This window comes from Novipirellula galeiformis (assembly GCF_007860095.1).
Taxonomy (GTDB): Bacteria; Planctomycetota; Planctomycetia; order Pirellulales; family Pirellulaceae; genus Novipirellula; species Novipirellula galeiformis.
In genome coordinates this window covers 284,116-301,752 of record NZ_SJPT01000001.1, presented here as the reverse complement: position 1 = coordinate 301,752, position 17,637 = coordinate 284,116, and the positions used below count along the sequence as shown (strand labels likewise).

At 56.6% G+C, this 17,637-nt stretch carries 13 protein-coding genes; 8 read left to right on the top strand and 5 right to left on the bottom strand.

All coding sequences use genetic code 11. The features are described 5' to 3' along the window. Positions 1-78: 78 nt before the first annotated feature. Together Pla52o_RS01010 and holA are read left to right on the top strand one after the other, a co-directional pair. Complete coding sequence (locus tag Pla52o_RS01010; protein ID WP_146592728.1) at positions 79-2,730, top strand: hypothetical protein; 2,652 nt, start codon at positions 79-81, stop codon at positions 2,728-2,730. Positions 2,731-2,867: 137 nt separating this feature from the next. Continuing rightward, entirely contained in the window at positions 2,868-3,914 is a 1,047-nt protein-coding gene (gene holA, locus Pla52o_RS01005) for a DNA polymerase III subunit delta (protein WP_146592727.1), read from the top strand. A 76-nt stretch (positions 3,915-3,990) separates the two neighbouring features. Here holA and Pla52o_RS01000 read toward each other — a convergent pair whose 3' ends face one another. The 3 genes from Pla52o_RS01000 to Pla52o_RS00990 form a co-directional block, all read right to left on the bottom strand. Then, the gene (locus Pla52o_RS01000) at positions 3,991-4,929 is read right to left on the bottom strand and encodes an ABC transporter ATP-binding protein (RefSeq protein WP_146592726.1); all 939 of its coding nucleotides are present in this window, start codon (positions 4,927-4,929) and stop codon (positions 3,991-3,993) included. Positions 4,930-5,005: 76 nt separating this feature from the next. Continuing rightward, a complete protein-coding gene (locus Pla52o_RS00995; RefSeq protein ID WP_146592725.1) occupies positions 5,006-7,483 on the bottom strand; it encodes a hypothetical protein in 2,478 nt (825 codons plus the stop codon). Between the two features lie 26 nt (positions 7,484-7,509). Beyond that, positions 7,510-7,773: a MazG nucleotide pyrophosphohydrolase domain-containing protein gene (locus Pla52o_RS00990; RefSeq protein ID WP_146593481.1), complete on the bottom strand. Its 264-nt coding sequence runs from the start codon at positions 7,771-7,773 to the stop codon at positions 7,510-7,512. A 291-nt stretch (positions 7,774-8,064) separates the two neighbouring features. Here Pla52o_RS00990 and Pla52o_RS00985 point away from each other — a divergent pair, with 291 nt between their 5' ends. Together Pla52o_RS00985 and Pla52o_RS00980 are read left to right on the top strand one after the other, a co-directional pair. Continuing rightward, positions 8,065-9,234: a sulfotransferase family protein gene (locus Pla52o_RS00985; protein ID WP_231612000.1), complete on the top strand. Its 1,170-nt coding sequence runs from the start codon at positions 8,065-8,067 to the stop codon at positions 9,232-9,234. Beyond that, positions 9,221-10,570 carry a 3-keto-disaccharide hydrolase gene (locus Pla52o_RS00980; RefSeq protein WP_231611999.1) on the top strand — a complete coding sequence of 450 codons (1,350 nt, stop codon included), beginning with the start codon at positions 9,221-9,223 and terminating at the stop codon, positions 10,568-10,570. The genes Pla52o_RS00985 and Pla52o_RS00980 overlap by 14 nt, the downstream gene beginning before the upstream one ends. Positions 10,571-10,672: 102 nt before the next feature. On the opposite strand, the gene Pla52o_RS00975 is transcribed toward Pla52o_RS00980, so the two are convergent. Further along, positions 10,673-11,413, bottom strand: coding sequence for a hypothetical protein (locus Pla52o_RS00975; RefSeq protein ID WP_146592724.1), 741 nt, complete (start codon positions 11,411-11,413; stop codon positions 10,673-10,675). A 95-nt stretch (positions 11,414-11,508) separates the two neighbouring features. Next, positions 11,509-12,456, bottom strand: a complete 948-nt coding sequence (gene ispH, locus Pla52o_RS00970; protein ID WP_146592723.1) for a 4-hydroxy-3-methylbut-2-enyl diphosphate reductase — start codon at positions 12,454-12,456, stop codon at positions 11,509-11,511. A 260-nt stretch (positions 12,457-12,716) separates the two neighbouring features. Between ispH and hpnC the strand changes: the two genes are divergently transcribed. The 4 genes from hpnC to Pla52o_RS00950 all read left to right on the top strand — a co-directional run bounded on the left by hpnC (position 12,717) and on the right by Pla52o_RS00950 (position 17,393). Further along, positions 12,717-13,586, top strand: coding sequence for a squalene synthase HpnC (gene hpnC / locus Pla52o_RS00965; RefSeq protein ID WP_146592722.1), 870 nt, complete (start codon positions 12,717-12,719; stop codon positions 13,584-13,586). A gap of 171 nt (positions 13,587-13,757) precedes the next feature. Next, complete coding sequence (locus tag Pla52o_RS00960) at positions 13,758-14,768, top strand: phytoene/squalene synthase family protein (protein WP_146592721.1); 1,011 nt, start codon at positions 13,758-13,760, stop codon at positions 14,766-14,768. Next, a complete protein-coding gene (gene hpnE / locus Pla52o_RS00955; protein ID WP_146592720.1) occupies positions 14,765-16,210 on the top strand; it encodes a hydroxysqualene dehydroxylase HpnE in 1,446 nt (481 codons plus the stop codon). The genes Pla52o_RS00960 and hpnE overlap by 4 nt, the downstream gene beginning before the upstream one ends. Positions 16,211-16,337: 127 nt before the next feature. Further along, a complete protein-coding gene (locus Pla52o_RS00950) occupies positions 16,338-17,393 on the top strand; it encodes a class I SAM-dependent methyltransferase (protein WP_146592719.1) in 1,056 nt (351 codons plus the stop codon). The last annotated feature ends 244 nt before the right edge of the window (positions 17,394-17,637 follow it).

Genomic DNA, 17,637 nt, shown 5'->3' with positions numbered 1-17,637 from the left:
AAGAATCGAAGTGAAGTAGGACGAACCCGATCTAGGGATGAAGATACTGTTTTCCGTCTTTGAGGCCTGATTAACAAGATGCGTACCGCCAAGAAAGCCATCGTCGCTGCGGTATTCGCTCTCAGCGGATGTGGATTTGCGATTGCAACCCCCCAGCCTCGCGACGATTCGCCGGCCTCCGGCACCGTTCACCCCCGTCCCATCTTATCAAGCGAAGGCTCAGCCAGCCCCACCGCTAGCGCCTCGGTGCCTCGTCGCCCGAAATCGTCCAGCGACGTGACTGCCGCGGCAACTTCACTTGCCAAAGCCACTGGCTCGGTGCCCGCCAAGGTGCCGCCCGCAACAGACCCTGTGGCGATCTTGAGCTCTCGCTCGTTCAAAATCCCCTTCAATGTGGACTCGGCCGAATCGCATCCCGTGGAGGTACGGTTGTACGTCAATCGCGGTGGCCAATCGACGTGGGAACACTTTGATTCCAAACCGCCGAGCACCCGTGAGTTTACGTTCACGAGCGAAGAAGACGGCGTCTTCTTGTTCGCCACTCAAACGCTCGATTCCAAAGGCACCGCGTATCCTGCGGGGCCCATCCGACCTCAATTGCAAGTCGTGGTTGACACCACGGGACCGTTGTTGAGTTTAGAAGCGGACGGCGATTCCGACGGCACCGTGCGCGGAAAGCTCAACATCGAAGACGCAACCGCGATCTCCGACACACGCTTCTATTACGCGAGCGACGTTGAGAATAAATGGCAACCGCTTTCGATCACCCCTGTAGGCGATGATCGCTCGTTTTCGTTTCAACCCAAAGAAGACTGGCGCCAACTTTCGATTCACGTCACCGTGGTTGATGCCGCCGGAAACCAAACGGTAACGATGAAGCGATTGCATCGCCCTCGCTTAGCGTCGCTGGCAACGAACCGCTTTGCCGCCAACACGATCGCCGGTGAACACAAACAACCCGTTCCCGAAACGGGGACGGTTCCGTCGGAGAACGTCCGCGAACAGCCCTATCTCGATGCAACGCACCGCAATCGGTTCGAGGCACGACCGGTTCGCTTCCGCACCGACACGACCACAGAATCGACGACCACGGAATTGTATATTCATCCTGCGGAGAATCATCCCGAGGACGCATCGAACCCGGTCATTAAGCTCGATCGCAAAAAGTCCGAGGTTTCCCCGGCCCCAGGGCACCTCAGCGTCGCTACAAACTTTGGATCGTACCGCAAGGATGTTCAGATGAACCAACTTCGGGGCGACACCTTGCACGGACAAACCCAACGTGCGATCGCACAATCGCCGTTAACTGGCGTTCCTCCGAGAAACGCGATCGCGATCCCACCGCGGCAGGCCATTCCCCCAGCCTCTGCGATTCCGCCCATGAGCTTCATTCCTCCGTCCAACGCGGCGGGCCAAGCGTCAGGAATGCCACCCCGGCAAATCACAACGCCGCCCAGTTTGCAATCGGATTCAGGCCTGACGACGCTCCACCCGAACGCGACGGGCCAAGTGGTCGGCCAGATCGGCAATCCGAGTTTCGTGCCACGCTATGCTCAGCGGCAAGGGATGATTGAATTACCGCCACCGGCAACGCCGGAGCAAGTGAGCAGCGGATTTGGCCCGCTCGCCCCCACCGGCTCACGTGGCCCAGCGTTGTTCGCCCCCACCACCGGTTCGCCGGCGACGCCACCGACCACTTCCTCGGCGGGGCCGTTCAGCATGCCTAGTAACATGCCCAGCACTCAGCCCGCTGCGAATCCAGAAACCACCTCACCGCAACCGACTCGCCCGCGCACGCTGGCGGAAGCGATGCGGCCATTGGACTCGAACGCCCGCCCCAAACGTCCGGCGGAACCAGAACGTCGCGCGGCATCCGCCCCTATGAACCGCCCCCCTGTGAACAGTGTCCCAGCTCAAACGAGTCCAGCTACAACGAGTCCAGCTACAACCAATTCAGCTCCCTCCGCCACGCCAGAAACCGATCGCTACAGCGCCCGGCGTGCGCTGGAATCGCGTATCGATGCAGCCACCTTTGGGGGACGCATCCCAACCCGATTCAGTGATTCGAATCGCTTTAGTTTGGAATACGAACTCGAGGCGGTGGGTATGGTGGGCGTCGAATCAGTCGAGCTTTACGGCAGCACCGATGGCGGCAAGAGTTGGAAGTTTTGGGGGCAAGACCCTGATAAAGCGAGCCCCTTCGACATTGAGACGAAAGAGGAAGGGGTGTTCGGATTCCGCATCGTCGTGGTCAGTTCCAATGGGCTTGCCAGCCCTCGACCTCAAGCGAGTGAGAGCCCCGATATTGTCGTCGTGGTCGATCAGAGCAAGCCGGAAGTAAGAATCACGGGAGCTCAATATGGAGAAGCCGATCGGACCGGTTCGTTGGTGATTCGTTACGAATGCGATGATGCGAATTTGGCGACACGTCCGATCACGTTGTCCTTCAGCAATGAAGTCGATGGTCCCTGGACCACGATCGCCGCAGGACTTCGCAACGACGGCGACTACGTTTGGCCCGCCGACCCGCAATTACCGCGTGAACTGTATTTGCGAATCGACGCGACCGACAACGCGGGCAACATGGGCAGTTACATTTTGGACCAACCGATTGACACCCAGGGTCTCGCTCCGCGAGCACGCATCCGAGGTTTCCAGCCGATTAGTGGATTCCCGATGCCAACGAAAAATGAGCAGACCGCGGCGCGTCCGAACGCCGCATTCAAATAGCTGCGAGCGGACGTCGACCATGCCCTGTTTCGCAGAGCAGCATGACGGTCACCGCACACCATCTGGCGTTTCTGCGGCACAAACTTTAGGCTTGAGCCTTCGCAGTCTCCACTCGAACTCTCGCTAAGAAGTAAACAATGGCGATCTTAAACGCCTTTGAAATGTTGTCAAAACCGCCAGCGGACTTGCCGTCGGTGGCTGCCGTATTTGGTCCCGACACGACGCTGCGAACGTGGGTGATTGCGGCGCTTTCGTCGGATGGCGATGTGACTTCGTTCGATGGCGAATCGGTCCGCTGGTCCGACTTGCGCGACGATTTGGCCACCGCTTCGCTATTCGATTTTGACGGCAAACGAAGCATCGTGATTCGTGATGCCGACAAATTTGTCTCCCAACATCGCCCGGAACTGGAAAAGTACGTCGCCACCCCGGGGACATCCAATCGGTTCATCATTGAGCTGTCGTCGTTGGCGTCGAACACCAAATTGTACAAGGCGATCGCCGGTGACCATCTCGCCGTCGCCTGCACATCGAGCTCGGATAAAAAGCTGGGGATCACCGCTGCGACGCGGCGAAAATTCTTGACCGGCTACGTCGCCCGACAGCATGGCGCGACCTTGTCGGGCGAAGCGGCCGACGCGCTGATTGAAATGCTGGGCGAAGAGATCGGCATGCTCGAGACCGAGATTGCCAAGCTGGCCCTCTACAAGGCGCCAGGCGAAACGATCGACGAACCTTTGGTTCGTGAAGTGGTTGCAGGATGGCAAGGCAAAACGGTCTGGCAGATCACCGAAGCCATCGCCACGGGCAACGCTGCGGAGGCACTATTGCAGCTCGACAAATTGATGAGTGGGGGTCAGCGACCGATCGCCTTGTTGCCTCAAATCGCATGGTCGCTGCGGCGATTAGGGATGGCGACCGCCGTGGTCGAGCATCGTGAGCGTGAAGGTCGCACGGTGCAATTGGAAGATGCATTGGCGGCGGCAGGCATCAACCGGCCCTCGGACATTCAACAATCCAAGGCTCAACTACGAGGCCTCGGCCGGGCCCGAGGCAAACAGCTTTTGCCATGGCTGCTCGATGCCGACCTACGACTCAAAGGAACGCACAGCGCCGAGGGCCGCGATCGATTCTTGCTCGAACATCTGGTGATGCGATTGGCCAAAGCCGCACCGAAAAAATAGCGCCGGCAAACGTAGCGCCGGCAAACTCGATTTTTGCCGGAGCAAAGGACGACGATCCAAATCACACTGTGACATGCTACATGCGGCGGCTGGTGCCTTGAGTCAACGCCATGAACGCGGACTCGAGATCGAGTTCCTCTTCGCTGAACCGTTTCAAATTGATTCCGTTTTCGATCAACCACTTCGGCAGATCGCTGTACTCATCCACGCCAGCCTTTAGGATGATGCGAATCGCATCATCGCCGGGTTCGGTCGCTTGCACCTTTTCGTGCCCTTGCAACAATTTTGCGACCTCGTCCATCTGCTCGCGCTCCGCGGTTTGAATCACCAACACGGTATGCTCGCGCACCATGCGGATCACCTCGGTCACCTTGGCGTTCTGTTTCAATTCGCCGCGATCGATGATTCCGACCTTGTTACAAACATCGGCGAGCTCCGGCAAAATATGACTGCTAACGATCACCGTCTTGCCCATTTCTCCGAGCTTGCGAAGCAGATTCCGCATCTCGATACGAGCTCGCGGATCGAGCCCTGAAAGCGGTTCGTCCAGCAACAACACTTGCGGATCATGCAACAACGTGCGAGCCAAACCGAGACGCTGGGTTTGCCCTCGGGAGAGCGTGTTGGCGTAAGCATCGCGTTTGAATTCCAAGTCGACCACATCCAACATTTCGTCAACGCGGTCCGTCCGTTTTTGGCCGTTGATACGATACGCCGCGGCAAAGAATTCGAGATACTCCACCACGGTCATGTCGTCATAAACCCCGAAAAAATCGGGCATGTATCCCACCAGACGGCGAATTTCTTTGGGTTGGGTATGCACACTATGGCCGCACACGTAGGCTTCGCCCCAGGTCGGTTCAAGCAGCGTCGCGATGATCCGCATCGTCGTCGTCTTGCCCGCTCCGTTGGGACCGATAAACCCGAACAAGTCTCCGGCCTGGAGATCCAAGTCGATGCCTTTGATCGCGAACGCGTCGCCATACTTTTTCGTTAAGTCAACTGTCTTAATCACGCGTTGTCTTCGCTTTCGATGTAAAGGTTTACCATCGTCGATGGATCGACGCCCCCCAGGACGCCGGTCAGTAACGTTATCTTTGTTTGCTTGTGACGGGAATCACCAGCCGCATCATGGACAGGCTTTTGTCGACCTCAATCGTGTCATCGAAACCATTCTCGCCACGGAACTGAGTCACCGGCTTGGCAAGTTTTCCGATCAAAATGCAACGCTCGCTGGTCAACACATCGCTGAAGTCCAAGCCCGAAAGCACCTCGTTTTTCAAACCGGTGTAGCGAGCCGCACCCACCGCATCATGAAACATCATGATTTCAGCAATCCGCTCGAGGCTGGCGGTCGCCGCAGGGTCCCAAGACTCGGTCTCGGTGGCGCTTTCGAGTGCCTTTTGCCGAGAAAGTTGCCAGCGAAAATTCTTTTGCCGAAGCGAATCGACCGAGGCAATCCGGGCCCCCGCCGGGAACCGAGTCGGCAAGAAATAAATCCAATTGCGATAGATCAACATTCCGTTGAGCACGTCGACGGGCAACGGGTTGGACAACGAACCTTCGAGCAACTCCGTACCACTGCGGGATTGCATCGACAAATCATCGGCAATGTTGACGACAAAACGAAGCTGGCTCGCGAACGACTTGCTGCTGCGTGGCGCGAGTGGCAAGTCGCTCAATTTGCTTGTCCACGCACTCGAGGTGGTATCGAGCAACACCTCGTAACCGGGCAAGCGAGCACTTTCACCGGTCACTTGGATCGCTCCGAACGAGCGTCCTGGGAAACCAAAGGGAAACGTCAAGTTAGAATCGATCCGTTTGGAGAACCCTGCGAAGGCGGCACTCGGGGTGACGCTGAGATCGAGTTGGCAAGCCTCGTGCGTGTAGAGCGTATTCCAAGTGAACACCGTCCCCAAACGACTTTCGACGTCTAGATCCACAATCTCAACCCGGTTGCTGTGCAACCCTGAATTGGCCTGGGGATCAGCAGGGGCTGGGGCAGCCGAATTCGCTGACGAACCAGAGGCGTCCTCCGAATCGGCAACCGCTACGGGTCGGGCCTGGAGCACGAGCAGGACTGAAATCGCGATCGCCATCAACGGAAACGTAAACCAGCCGAGAATCGGCTTGCCGAGCACACGATTCACAAGCAAGTAGTCAAGCGGACCGATCAAAGCGATCAAGCCAATCAAGATCAACGAGACGAGCGAAAATCCGAGTCGGCTTTGGGATTGGAATTGATCGAGCGCCGACCGCATCTGGCCCGCCAAATCATCGTATGCGGTCGCACGATTCGTTTTCGTAAAGGGAGTATTATCGGATTGCAAAAGCGATCCTGTCAAACTGGTCACCAAGTCCAAACGCTGAGGCCAATCCACAAAGGGAGCTTCATTTAGATCGGCCGTGATCACGGTGACCTTGCCAAGCCCAGCGACGTACTCCGCTGCAATCGGCGTACTGACGCGGCGAGTCGTGCGTCCCGTGATGATCACCTCGCCAACGCCTCGGGGAAGCTTGATGCCCATGAAGGGTGTCAGCGGTGTTTGCGTCGAAGTGAATGCCTCGATCGCCGCCGGTTCCAGCTCCACCCGCATCCAATCGGAATCGGGCGACGCGGGTAAAAAATCGAGCAACCACGGGGCTGCCGACTTCCATTGCGGCAACGATTTGCCCAGCATTAAAAGCAGTCGACCCCCGGAATGCACCCATTGGGTGATCGCCTCTTGCTGAGCGGGATTTAATGCCGAGAGCAACTCAATCCCGCTCGCCTCGACCATGATCAAATCGACGCCGTCATAACCAATCACCGAATCGGGCAAATGCTCCGGAGCGCTAGGTCGCGAGACAGCCACCGTGGCATCTCGCTTCAAAAGTGCATTCGCCCCGATTTGTTCGACACCGAGTGGGTCACCAAAACAGACGACCCAAGGCATCCCCAGTGGAACTTGCGAAGATTCACGCGTCGGAGATCCAATCGGCGGAAATCGCGTCACAATCGTGGCGTCATCATTCCCCGTTGCGTCATCATTCCCCGTTGCGCCATCATTCCCCGCGGCCTGGCGTTCCGTTGCTTGGCGCTCCGCGGCCTGGGGGTTCGTTGTGGCGTCTTCGGGCTGGGAAACCGCGCGTTGGATCACCAGCGGTGCAGCTTCGCTGCCCGGGATCACATAGGTCCATGCCGAACCGTGTGGACGCTCGTTCGTGGGCCCGTTTGCTGGCCCATTGGCTTGAACATAAGCGACCGAAACGCCATCGCCGTCCTCGGTTACGACGCGCGGCGGTGGCTGCGAATCGCCTTCGACGCGAACCCCCGTCCAACATCCTACGCGAAACAGACCTTCGATTCCAAAGAGCACCTCCGCGCCGGAGGCCGCAGGCGAAGTGGGTTGGGGCGAGATTTGCTGGGGTAGCGTGACGAACTCGGAATCGCCGGTATCGACCGCGCCGCGCGTTGGCAAAGCCGCCTGATCCTGAGCTCGCCCGCAACTTGGGGAAACGACATGCGCTAAGGCGCCCACCCCGCAGAGCAGTAACACTAGCGACCGGAAAAGGTTCGACTGAATCATGGGATCAGAACTTAACTTGATAGAAATCACGGTTTCTCGGAATCGGGGCATTCGCAAACCAAGCGACGACAACCGGGACAACCGTGACCGTACTTAGCAACCAGCGCCGCGTTGAGGTCGATTTCAGCCACATTGGCGATCGTTGCCAACCAAGCGATCACGTCAGCAAACTCTTCGGCCAAGTTTTCGCGATCGTTGCCGCGGAGCGCCGACGATAATTCCCCCACCTCCTCCATCAACCACATAAAGGTGCCTTCGACCCCCCGAGCGACGTCTTTTTCATAGTACATCTGGTGGATGTGCCGCTGCAGATCGACGATCGATAACTCGCGAAGGGGAGAGTCCGCAGACTCGGGATTGGTTGATTCAGGGCTTTCGGACAAAGGAATGAAACCGTAAGGAGGTGAAAATTGCGGCAGTGAATCGGACGAAGGGAGCCGCGATTGTAACTAAAACCAAGAAATGAGTGAGGGAGCTAAACGAAGCAATGTAGGGGAGAATGCCCCCAGTGTTGAAAAATGTCACAAAGCATCGCAGGGATCCGGCCCCACGACTGCACGGGCTAACACCAACCAATTACAGTGTTAGAGGTGATTTGGTTCCGCTGCTTTCCTCATTTATTCATAGCGATTGCGTTGTCCGAGACTCCCTTCCATCAATATCCGTTCTACTCCCCCCGCTTTTGGCACGGAATGAAGCCGACCGTATGGTACCGGCTGCTACGCGAAGGCCGCTTTCGTGTCTCAGCCAGCCGAGTCGGTATCGTGATCGGGGTCTCGATCGCGACCCCCTTCAACACCATCATGGGGGGCATACAGAAGCTCTTATTCCGCCGCCAACTGCGTGAAGCAGAACTACACGGCACCCCCGTGTTCATCATCGGCCATTGGCGGAGCGGGACGACACTGTTGCACGAGTTAATGGTCCGTGACGAACGGCTGAGCAGTCCATCGACCTACCAGTGCTTTGCGCCGGCTCATTTTTTGGCGACGGAGTGGTTTTTCAGACGGTTTGCCAATTGGTTACTGCCTGGAAAACGCCCCATGGACAACATGGCCGCAGGCTGGGACCGCCCTCAAGAGGACGAGTTTGCCCTGTTGACGATGGGATTGCCTTCGCCCTATCGACGGATTGCGTTTCCAAACGAAGGTCCGGTGCATCTCGACTACCTCAGTTTTGATGGAGTCGATGATGCCGCAGTGGACCATTGGCTGAAATCGCTGCGCCGTTTCTTATTGAACGTCAGCGTCGCGACGGGTCGTCCATTGGTGATCAAAAGCCCGACGCATACCGGCCGAATCGCCTACTTGGCCCGTGAATTCCCCGAAGCCAAATTCATTCACATCAGCCGCGATCCACGTTCGCTTTTCCCATCGACTTGCCGACTGTGGAAAGGACTCGATGAAGTCCAAGCGTTACAGAAGCCCGACCAAGAAACCATCGAGCCCTACGTGATCGAATGCCTCGAAAAGATGTACGATGCGTTTCACCAGCAACGCGAATCGATCCCCGCAGACCGCTTGATCGATATTCGCTACGAAGATCTGACTGCCGATCCCGTTGGAACCTTAAGGAACATCTACCAAACGCTACGCTTAAGCGACTTTGACGCGGTGGAACCAACGATCCAAGCTTGGGCGGAAACCGAGCACAAAGACTACAAAACCAACCAACACCAACTCGCCCCCGCAGCCGACGAACTCATTCGGTCACGTTGGGCGTCTTATTTTGAACGCTATGGATATGCTTGACTTGTTTACCAACCAACGCCGTGATTTCCCCTGTGCCGCGTTTTCACTGCCCCTAGCAACCCTTTCGCTGCTGGCGCTGCTCGCATCGGGATGCAGTTCCAAAACGCCGCCCGCGGGCGACCCAACCGAAAACGCCACAGCAAGTGAAACCGCAACCGATTCACAAACGAGCTTCGATCGGCAAGCGTACGAAGCCACCGCAGACGAATTGCTCGCCGCCCGCTTGGATGAAGCCGATGCCTCGGCGGGTTGGATTCGTTTGTTCGACGGACACACCTTCTTTGGCTGGGAAATCGCGGGCAACGCCAATTGGCGAATCGAAGACGAAACGATCACCGTCGATCAAGGCGAACCTTCGCTGCTCTGCACGTCGATGCCGTGGACGAACTATGAATTGACGCTCGAGTTCAACGCCGACGAACAAACCAATAGCGGCGTGTTCCTTCGCACTCCGCTAGAAGTCGACGATCCTGCGACCGAGTGTTACGAAGTCAACATCGCTGGGGACGACAATCCCTTTCCTACCGGTGGTGTGGTCAAACGCCAAAAGGCTTCGGACAAAGCCCCCAAGCAAACGTACGGCCAATGGCGAACGATGCAAATCCAACTCGATGGCAAACGTTTGCAAATCACCGTCGATGACCAATTGGTATGCGAATACACTGACGAAACAACCTTAGCGGCGGGCCGAATCGGGCTGCAACATAACGGGGGCCGTATCGCGTTTCGCAACATCCGCCTTCGCCCGCTCGGTTTGAATTCGCTGCTCGACCAAGACCTTTCGCAGTGGAAAAAGTACCCCGAAATGAAGACCGAATACACGGTCAACGACGAAGGGGTGCTGCAAGTCAAAGGGGGCAAAGGGCAAATCGAAACCAAACAAACGTATGATGACTTTGTCTTGCTCGCCGAATACAAGCTGCCTCAACCCGAGATCAACTCAGGCATTTTCTTCCGCTGTATCCCTGGGCTGGAGATGATGGGATACGAGTGCCAAGTCAGTAACGCGATGAAGGACGGATCACCATTGACGCCGGGCGATTGCGGAACTGGGGGCATCTTTCGCCGCCAAGACGCTCGATTCGTCGCGGGCGAATCGGGCAAATGGGCCACCGTTGTGCTGGCCGCCCACGGCGCCAAGATCGCCGCTTGGGTAGGCGGAGTGCAAGTCAGCAATTGGCAAGACGATCGGGAACCGCACGAAAACCCGCGCAAAGGCAAACGTCTCGAAGCGGGCACGATCATGATCCAAGGCCACGATCCCACGACCGACGCTCAGTTCAAAAAATTTGAAATCGCCAGCCTCGCAGCCTCCGCGGAGCAACCAGCCAAGTAAATTGACGGCAGCAAAAAAATGGCACGGTGCTCTCCACCGTGCCATTGCCGCATGCCGCGTGATACCTCACCTCAATGAAGTTGCCCTAGCGAAGAGGTGACTCTAACGAATCCGCGGGACCGCTCGGCCATCGATCACGTCCTCGTCGATGTCCGCATCCAATTCAGGACCGTCACTCCAATCGCCGCCCGATGCTGAGTCCACCGGATCCATCATCACGACAATGCTGTAATTGCCTTCGCCGGCATGCGTTTGCAATTTCTCACGGATCTGTTGCTGAAGCACCAGCGAATCATAAGGTCCGTTGACGAAGCGTGGCTTGCCTTCGTGGTCTCCGAAAGCGAACGCTTCGCTGCATTCGTTTGGATCGGTGTCGCCCCACATCACCTCGACTTTACGATAATCCGCATGGGGATCGAACTTGAATTGCTCGGCAAAGGCGATCGCCCCCTCGACAAACTTGCGAGCCTTGGCCAGCGGCACCTCTTGCATCAACTCCGACTGCGACATGTCCTCCAAGATTTGGTTTTGATCTGCAGGATAGCAGACAAATGCAGCGACATTTTTGACGCCTAAACAAAGCCCATCGACCAGAATCTTGACAATCGCAACACGCCCATCACGCATTCGCCGACTGATGAAAACGGACCCAAATTTGGTGTCGGGTTGGAACAACCCCGCACTCATCAAACATTGGTCGAGCGGACCAGCCGAGGCGGCCTTCATCTGCCCAGCGAGCGATTGAAGTGAATTCCTCTCACGCGCGAGTTCCTTTCGTTTCACAATCTCTTTGGAACGTTTCTTCGCGAGTTTTTTCTGCCGTCGCTGCTCTTTAGTCGACATGACTACCTATTCCTTTATTCGCAGAGTGGGTGAGTGTGTGAAAATAAGATCGAGCCCGGTCCGCTCAAGGTTCCAAACCGACCGGATTTCGACTTCTATTGAGCTTGCACTTCCGCGGCGAACGCCCGGAGTGGCTTGGGCAACGGAAAGTGGACCGATTCCTCGCGAATCTGCTTCACTTCCACGGTCGCATCAAAATGCTTGATCAACCAATCGATCGTCGCTTGCACCACCGATTCGGGGGCACTCGCTCCGGCCGTAATCAGAACGGTCGAGGCGGCTGTAAAGTAATCCAAATCGAGGTCGTCCGGGCCATCGATCAAATAGGCTTGCTTCCCACCTTCGGCCGCAAGCTCACGAAGACGCTGGCTGTTGCTACTATTTTGGCTGCCCAATACCACTACCACATCGACGTCATCCGATAGCACTCGCACCGCTTCCTGGCGATTCTGAGTTGCGTAGCAAATGTCGCCTTTGGGAGGACTTTCGATATGGGGGAATCGCTCGCGAAGCTTGTTGATCACTCGATTAGCATCATCGACACTCAATGTTGTCTGGGTCAAATAAGCGAGCTTGGACTCATCCTTGACCTGCAACTCGGCAACATCCGCTTCATCTTCGACCAACAGAATCGCCTCGGGCGCCTCCCCCATCGTGCCGATCACTTCATCATGGCCATCGTGACCGATCAAGATAATCGTGTACCCCGCCTTGGCGTACTTGATCGCTTCGAGGTGCACCTTGGTGACCAAGGGACAGGTGGCATCGAGGGCGTTCAAGCTGCGGGCTTTGGCCGCCTCACGGACTTGCGGAGAGACGCCGTGAGCGGAAAAGAGCAACACGCTGCCTTCGGGTACCTCGTCAATCTCGTTAACGAAGACGGCTCCCTTATCGCGAAACGTATTGACCACGTATTGGTTGTGAACGATTTCGTGATAGACATAAACGGGCGGCCCAAATTTCTGGAGCGTCAAATCGAGGGAATCGATCGCCATATTTACGCCCGCACAAAATCCTCGCGGTGCTGCCAAAATGATCTTCATGGGATGCCAATAACGTGAGGAAAGTGGAGACTTCGGGGGTGAACTCCCGCTGTCAATTGTCGCATCATGGCAGCATCTGGAAAGCCCCTCTACAATTCGCGTTTGGGAAGGGCAGAAATCACTTTGCTATCTCCCTAGATGCATGCACGCTTCCCTTCCTCGCCGGGCTTGCCCCAACGTGTCGCCGGCCTTGACCCAACGCATCATTGCCTCCGGTTTTCCTCGATGGACGCCCCCAAAAAAATCGCGATACACCGACAATGAAAGGCGACCCTGTCCGACAAGCCGAGCGAGAGTGCCGACGGCTTGCCCGTTCGCATTACGAAAATTTCCTGGTCGCCAGCGTGCTGTTGCCCCACCGATTGCGGCAGCCATTCTATAACATCTATGCATTTTGCCGCACGGCGGACGATTTGGCCGATGAATCGGCGACGCCCGAGGCAGCCCTGCGTGCCCTTTCCGAATTCCAAGCTTCGCTCGACGCCACGTTCCAGGGGCACCCGGCAGACGGAATCTTCCTTGCACTGGCTAAAACGATCCCCCCGTTTCGTCTGGACCAAACCCCGTTTGACGATTTATTGGACGCCTTCCGCCAAGACCAACATCAAACTCGCTACGAAACGGTTGACGAACTGAATAACTACTGTCGCCGCAGCGCCAATCCGGTCGGCCGGATCGTGCTGAGAATGGCGGAAGCGGACGACAACGAGACCGATTTAGCATTGTCGGATCAAATTTGCACGGGACTTCAATTGGCCAATTTTTGGCAAGACGTGGCGCGAGATTATGCGATCGGGCGAATTTATATCCCTCAATCCGAATTGCGTTCCTTTGGCATTTCCGAGTCGCAATTCGATTCCATGGCGAGCAACCGGTCGACCGACAAGGCACTCAAACGACTGATCCAGCATCAATGCAACCAAACCGAGGCCTTTTTCCATCGCGGGATGCCGCTGTGCGACCGAGTCCCGCATTGGCTTGGACGAAGTCTGCGGTTGTTTGCCGGCGGAGGCCTAGCAACGCTCGACGCCATCCGGGCGATTGATTTCGATGTGATGCGAAAACGCCCCAAGGTCAGCAAGACGACTCAGGCTCGCTTGGTCCTGCGATCCCTGATCGCGAGGCGTTAAACATCGGGCCAGGAATGATCCGCTGTAAGCGGCCGTAGCCATGGAACGTTCGCCTACACTGAAACGATTCCGGTCGATGTGCTTCTCTGCGATCGCGGCAACGCGATCGACCTCCATGCTCTAGAATGGGGGGGCCTCCAACTCCACTTGGCACCTGAGTATCATCATCGTATGCCCGAGGAAATCCCCGTTGCCACTAGCTATCACTTTGCTCGTCGTTTGTCGCGACGAAGTGGAAGCAACTTTTATCGTTCGTTTTGGTTGCTTCCGCGGCCCAAACGCGAAGCGATGTGCGCGCTCTATGCGTTTGCGCGGATCACCGACGATTTGGGAGATTGCAATGAGCCTGCGGCGATTCGTGGCCGGTGGCTAGAGTGGTGGCGTCAAACGACCGCAATCAACTTGATTAGCGACAGTTCGCATTCAAAAATCATCCTTCCCGAAGGCCCGGTGGGAGAAGAGCCAGCATGGGCCAGCCAGTTGTATCAACAGGCTCGAGAAATCTTGCCGGCGCTGCGACACACATCGGCACAATACAAAATTCCGTCGCGGTACCTACTCGAAATCATTGACGGCGTGCTCGCCGACCAACAGAAGACCCGCTTTGAAACCTACGAACAACTCGAACACTATTGCTACCTTGTTGCTTCTGCGGTCGGCTTGGCGTGTTTACATATCTGGGAATTCGAGGAACCGTTGCCGCTCGAATCGGCGGTCGATTGTGGACTCGCTTTCCAATTGACCAACGTCCTCCGCGACGTGGTTGAAGATGCGAAACGGGGACGCATCTATCTGCCGCGACAACATTACGAACAACATGGCTTGTGCGAAGACGATATTTTAACGCTCCGACGGGACAACCGACTTCGCTGCTTGCTCCAAGACGAGATTCTGCGTGCCAAGCGTCTGTTCGATTCGGGATGGAAAATTTGGGACAGCATTCACCCCGACGGACAGCCAATTTTCAGCATGATGTGGCGGACCTATCGACGGTTGTTGACGCGAATCGAGGAAGATCCGACCCGCATTGCCGTGTGCCGAATCACGCTTTCCCCGAGCGATCGAATTGGCCTGGTTTCACAACATTTTTGGCCTCCTAGTTTTCGACGATTGCCGGTCCCGCCTCTCGAAGTGACCGCTCCACTGCGTGGCAACGCCCAAGCGGAAGTGAATCATCGATGAGCGGCAGTGAGGATCGGCGTCATGTCGTGATCGTCGGTGGCGGGGTAGCCGGTTTAGCTGCCGCGGAATGCATCGTCCGTCATCATCCCGAGCACTTCCGTGTGAGCGTGCTCGAAGCCAAACGCGTCGCTGGCGGACGAGCGGGATCGTTCACGGACCCCGATAGCGGCGAAACGCTCGATTATTGCCAACATGTGGCGATGGGCTGTTGCACAAACCTGATTGGGCTGTTGTCGCGATGTGGGCTTACCGATGCACTGCGACGTTACAAGTCACTGACGTTCTTCCACCCTCATTTTCCTCCCAGCAAATTCACCCCTTCGACATGGCTGCCCGCACCGCTGCATCTCGCCAGCGTGATTGGGAAGCTAAATTACTTGAATCGAAAGCAGAAAAATGAAATCCGTCGCGGGCTGTGGAAACTGATTCGCAGCTCACATCACCAACTCGATCACGCGATCGCATCCGAGTGGCTGCAATCCCATGGGCAAAGCGCCGAGACGATTCGATTGTTCTGGGACGTGATTTTGACCAGTGCGTTAGGAGAATCCAGCCAACACGCCTCGATGACGGCAGCGCGAAAGGTCTTTGTCGATGGCTTTGCGGCGGCACGCGGCGCTTCGGATGTGCTAGTTCCCGATCGCCCGCTCTCGACGCTCTTTGGGCGTGACGTCGTGGGCGTGCTCACGCAACTTGGGGTCAAGGTACGCTGTGCAACCCCAGCCCAAAAAATCCAAACGCACCAGGGAAACCTTCAAGCCGTACTCACCAGTGACGGACAACGGATCGCAGCGGACCACGTGATCAGCGCCGTCCCATGGCACACCGTTGCACGGCTGTTTGATGATCCCGAAATCGCTCGGATCCTGCCTCGCTTGAGTTCGTTTGAACACTTTCCATCCTCCCCGATCAGCGGGCTGCACTTGTGGTTCGATCGCCCCATCACCGAGCGTCCCCACGCGGTGTTGGTCGACACGTTGACGCAGTGGTTGTTTCGCCAGCCGTGTGGCCAATTCCAAGCTGCGAAAAACAGCTCGGAGCACTACTACCAAGTGGTGATCAGCGGATCGCATCCGATGAGCGGATCGTCAAAGGATGAGATCGTCCGGCAAGTGTTGTCGGAATTAGGGGCCGTGTTTCCACCGACCAAGTCCGCAACGCTACTGCGGCACCGCGTCGTCACCGACCCCAACTCGGTGTTCTCCGTCCGGCCAACGGTCGAGCAACTTCGTCCGTCACCCTCCCCTGCCCCGGAGAAATTACCCTGGCTTTGCCTCGCAGGCGACTGGACACGCACCGGTTGGCCCGCGACGATGGAAGGCGCCGTAATCAGCGGCATCCAAGCCGCGGGCGGTGTTTTTGAAAACGCCGGGTTACCGAGTATCGCCCCCGACCCGGGACTGAAACGCGGCTGGTTGGCCAACTGCATGATCGCTCACTAAGCTTCCGAATCGCCTGCGCCCTTCGAGCCAACCACTATCTTCACTTGACGCTGGCGCAAATTCAGCACTAAACCTTTAACGCGTCTATTCCGCAGCCACTCCTCCCTTCGATATTCCCCCCCCCACTATGCTGACAACCATTTTTGCAATAACAGGCACGATTCTTTCTGTCGTAGTCGGAGTCGCATTGCAGCGCAAATCTCGCCAATGGAAAGGGAGGCTGAGAGACCTCGAAGCGGATCGAACCGAATTACGCGAAGCGGTATCGCAATTGTCGCATCGAGTGGAAAACCAATCCTCAGCCCCGACGTTGCAGACCTGCATGCAACGTCTCGATTGCCTTGAACATGAGGCACGTAAGCCTTCGGTGTTTGCCAAGTACCATCCCGAGCGGCTGAGATTGTCCGACGAGGTGCTCACTCGAATGACTCCCATTCACGAACAATTGGATCGAGTGCTATTCCCACATGAGCAGCCCCTCGACGATCTCGATTGGATGCACAAACTTAAAAACAAAGCGTTTCCCTATTCGCTCACTGACGAAGAAGGGTTGATGCTGTACAAGGTGATCGCGGACAACCAACTGAAGAGCGGATATGAGATCGCGACAGCGTTTGGCTACAGCAGCTTTTATCTTGGCATGGCGTTCCAGGCGACAGGCGGATCGTTGCTAAGCGTGGACGCCTATATCGAGGAAGCCGAGGAAGATTTCCAGTACACCGAAGAGCGCGCTCGTGAGCACGCGGAGTCACTTCGCGCCGCTTTGAAAAACGGCACTGAGAGCGACATTCCCGAAGGATTGCGGTTTGCCCGATGGGGCGCCGAGCAGCTCGGGATTGCAAACATCATTGATTACCAAGTCGGTTTCAGCCCGCTTCATGTGGACGAGCTGACGCAAGGGCGAGAATTTGACTTTGCGTTTATTGATGGCGGGCATTTCGGGGAACAGCCCGTCAAAGACGTGGAATCCATCCTGGGACGATTGAATCCCAATCGATTTGTGATGGCGTTTCATGACACCCAGTGCGAGGCGGTCGCCAAAGCGGTTCACTTCGCGTGTGCCAAGTTGTCGGTGCCACGCATTACACTGAGGACACGTAACCAAGTCGTCTTTCTCTGCCGCGGAATCGACACCTCCGCACTGACACGCTATCAAGAATTGACCATTCGCCAAACCGCCTAGCGTCCCCCTGCCGAACCGCATCCGAGTTAGAAAAAGATCGCCGCGTGCAATCCCCTTGACCATGCCCTCACCAATTCAGTGAAGGGTTGCAAGGTGCCACATCGTGACCTCAGATGCCTCCCCCCGCAACGTCATAAACCGGGGTGGTCTCCAACTCGCAACGGCTATCAGTCGCCAATGTCCGGTCCTGGCCTGCCCTCCTAAGGAACCGTTCGGAATCAACTTCGGCATTGCTAAATAATAG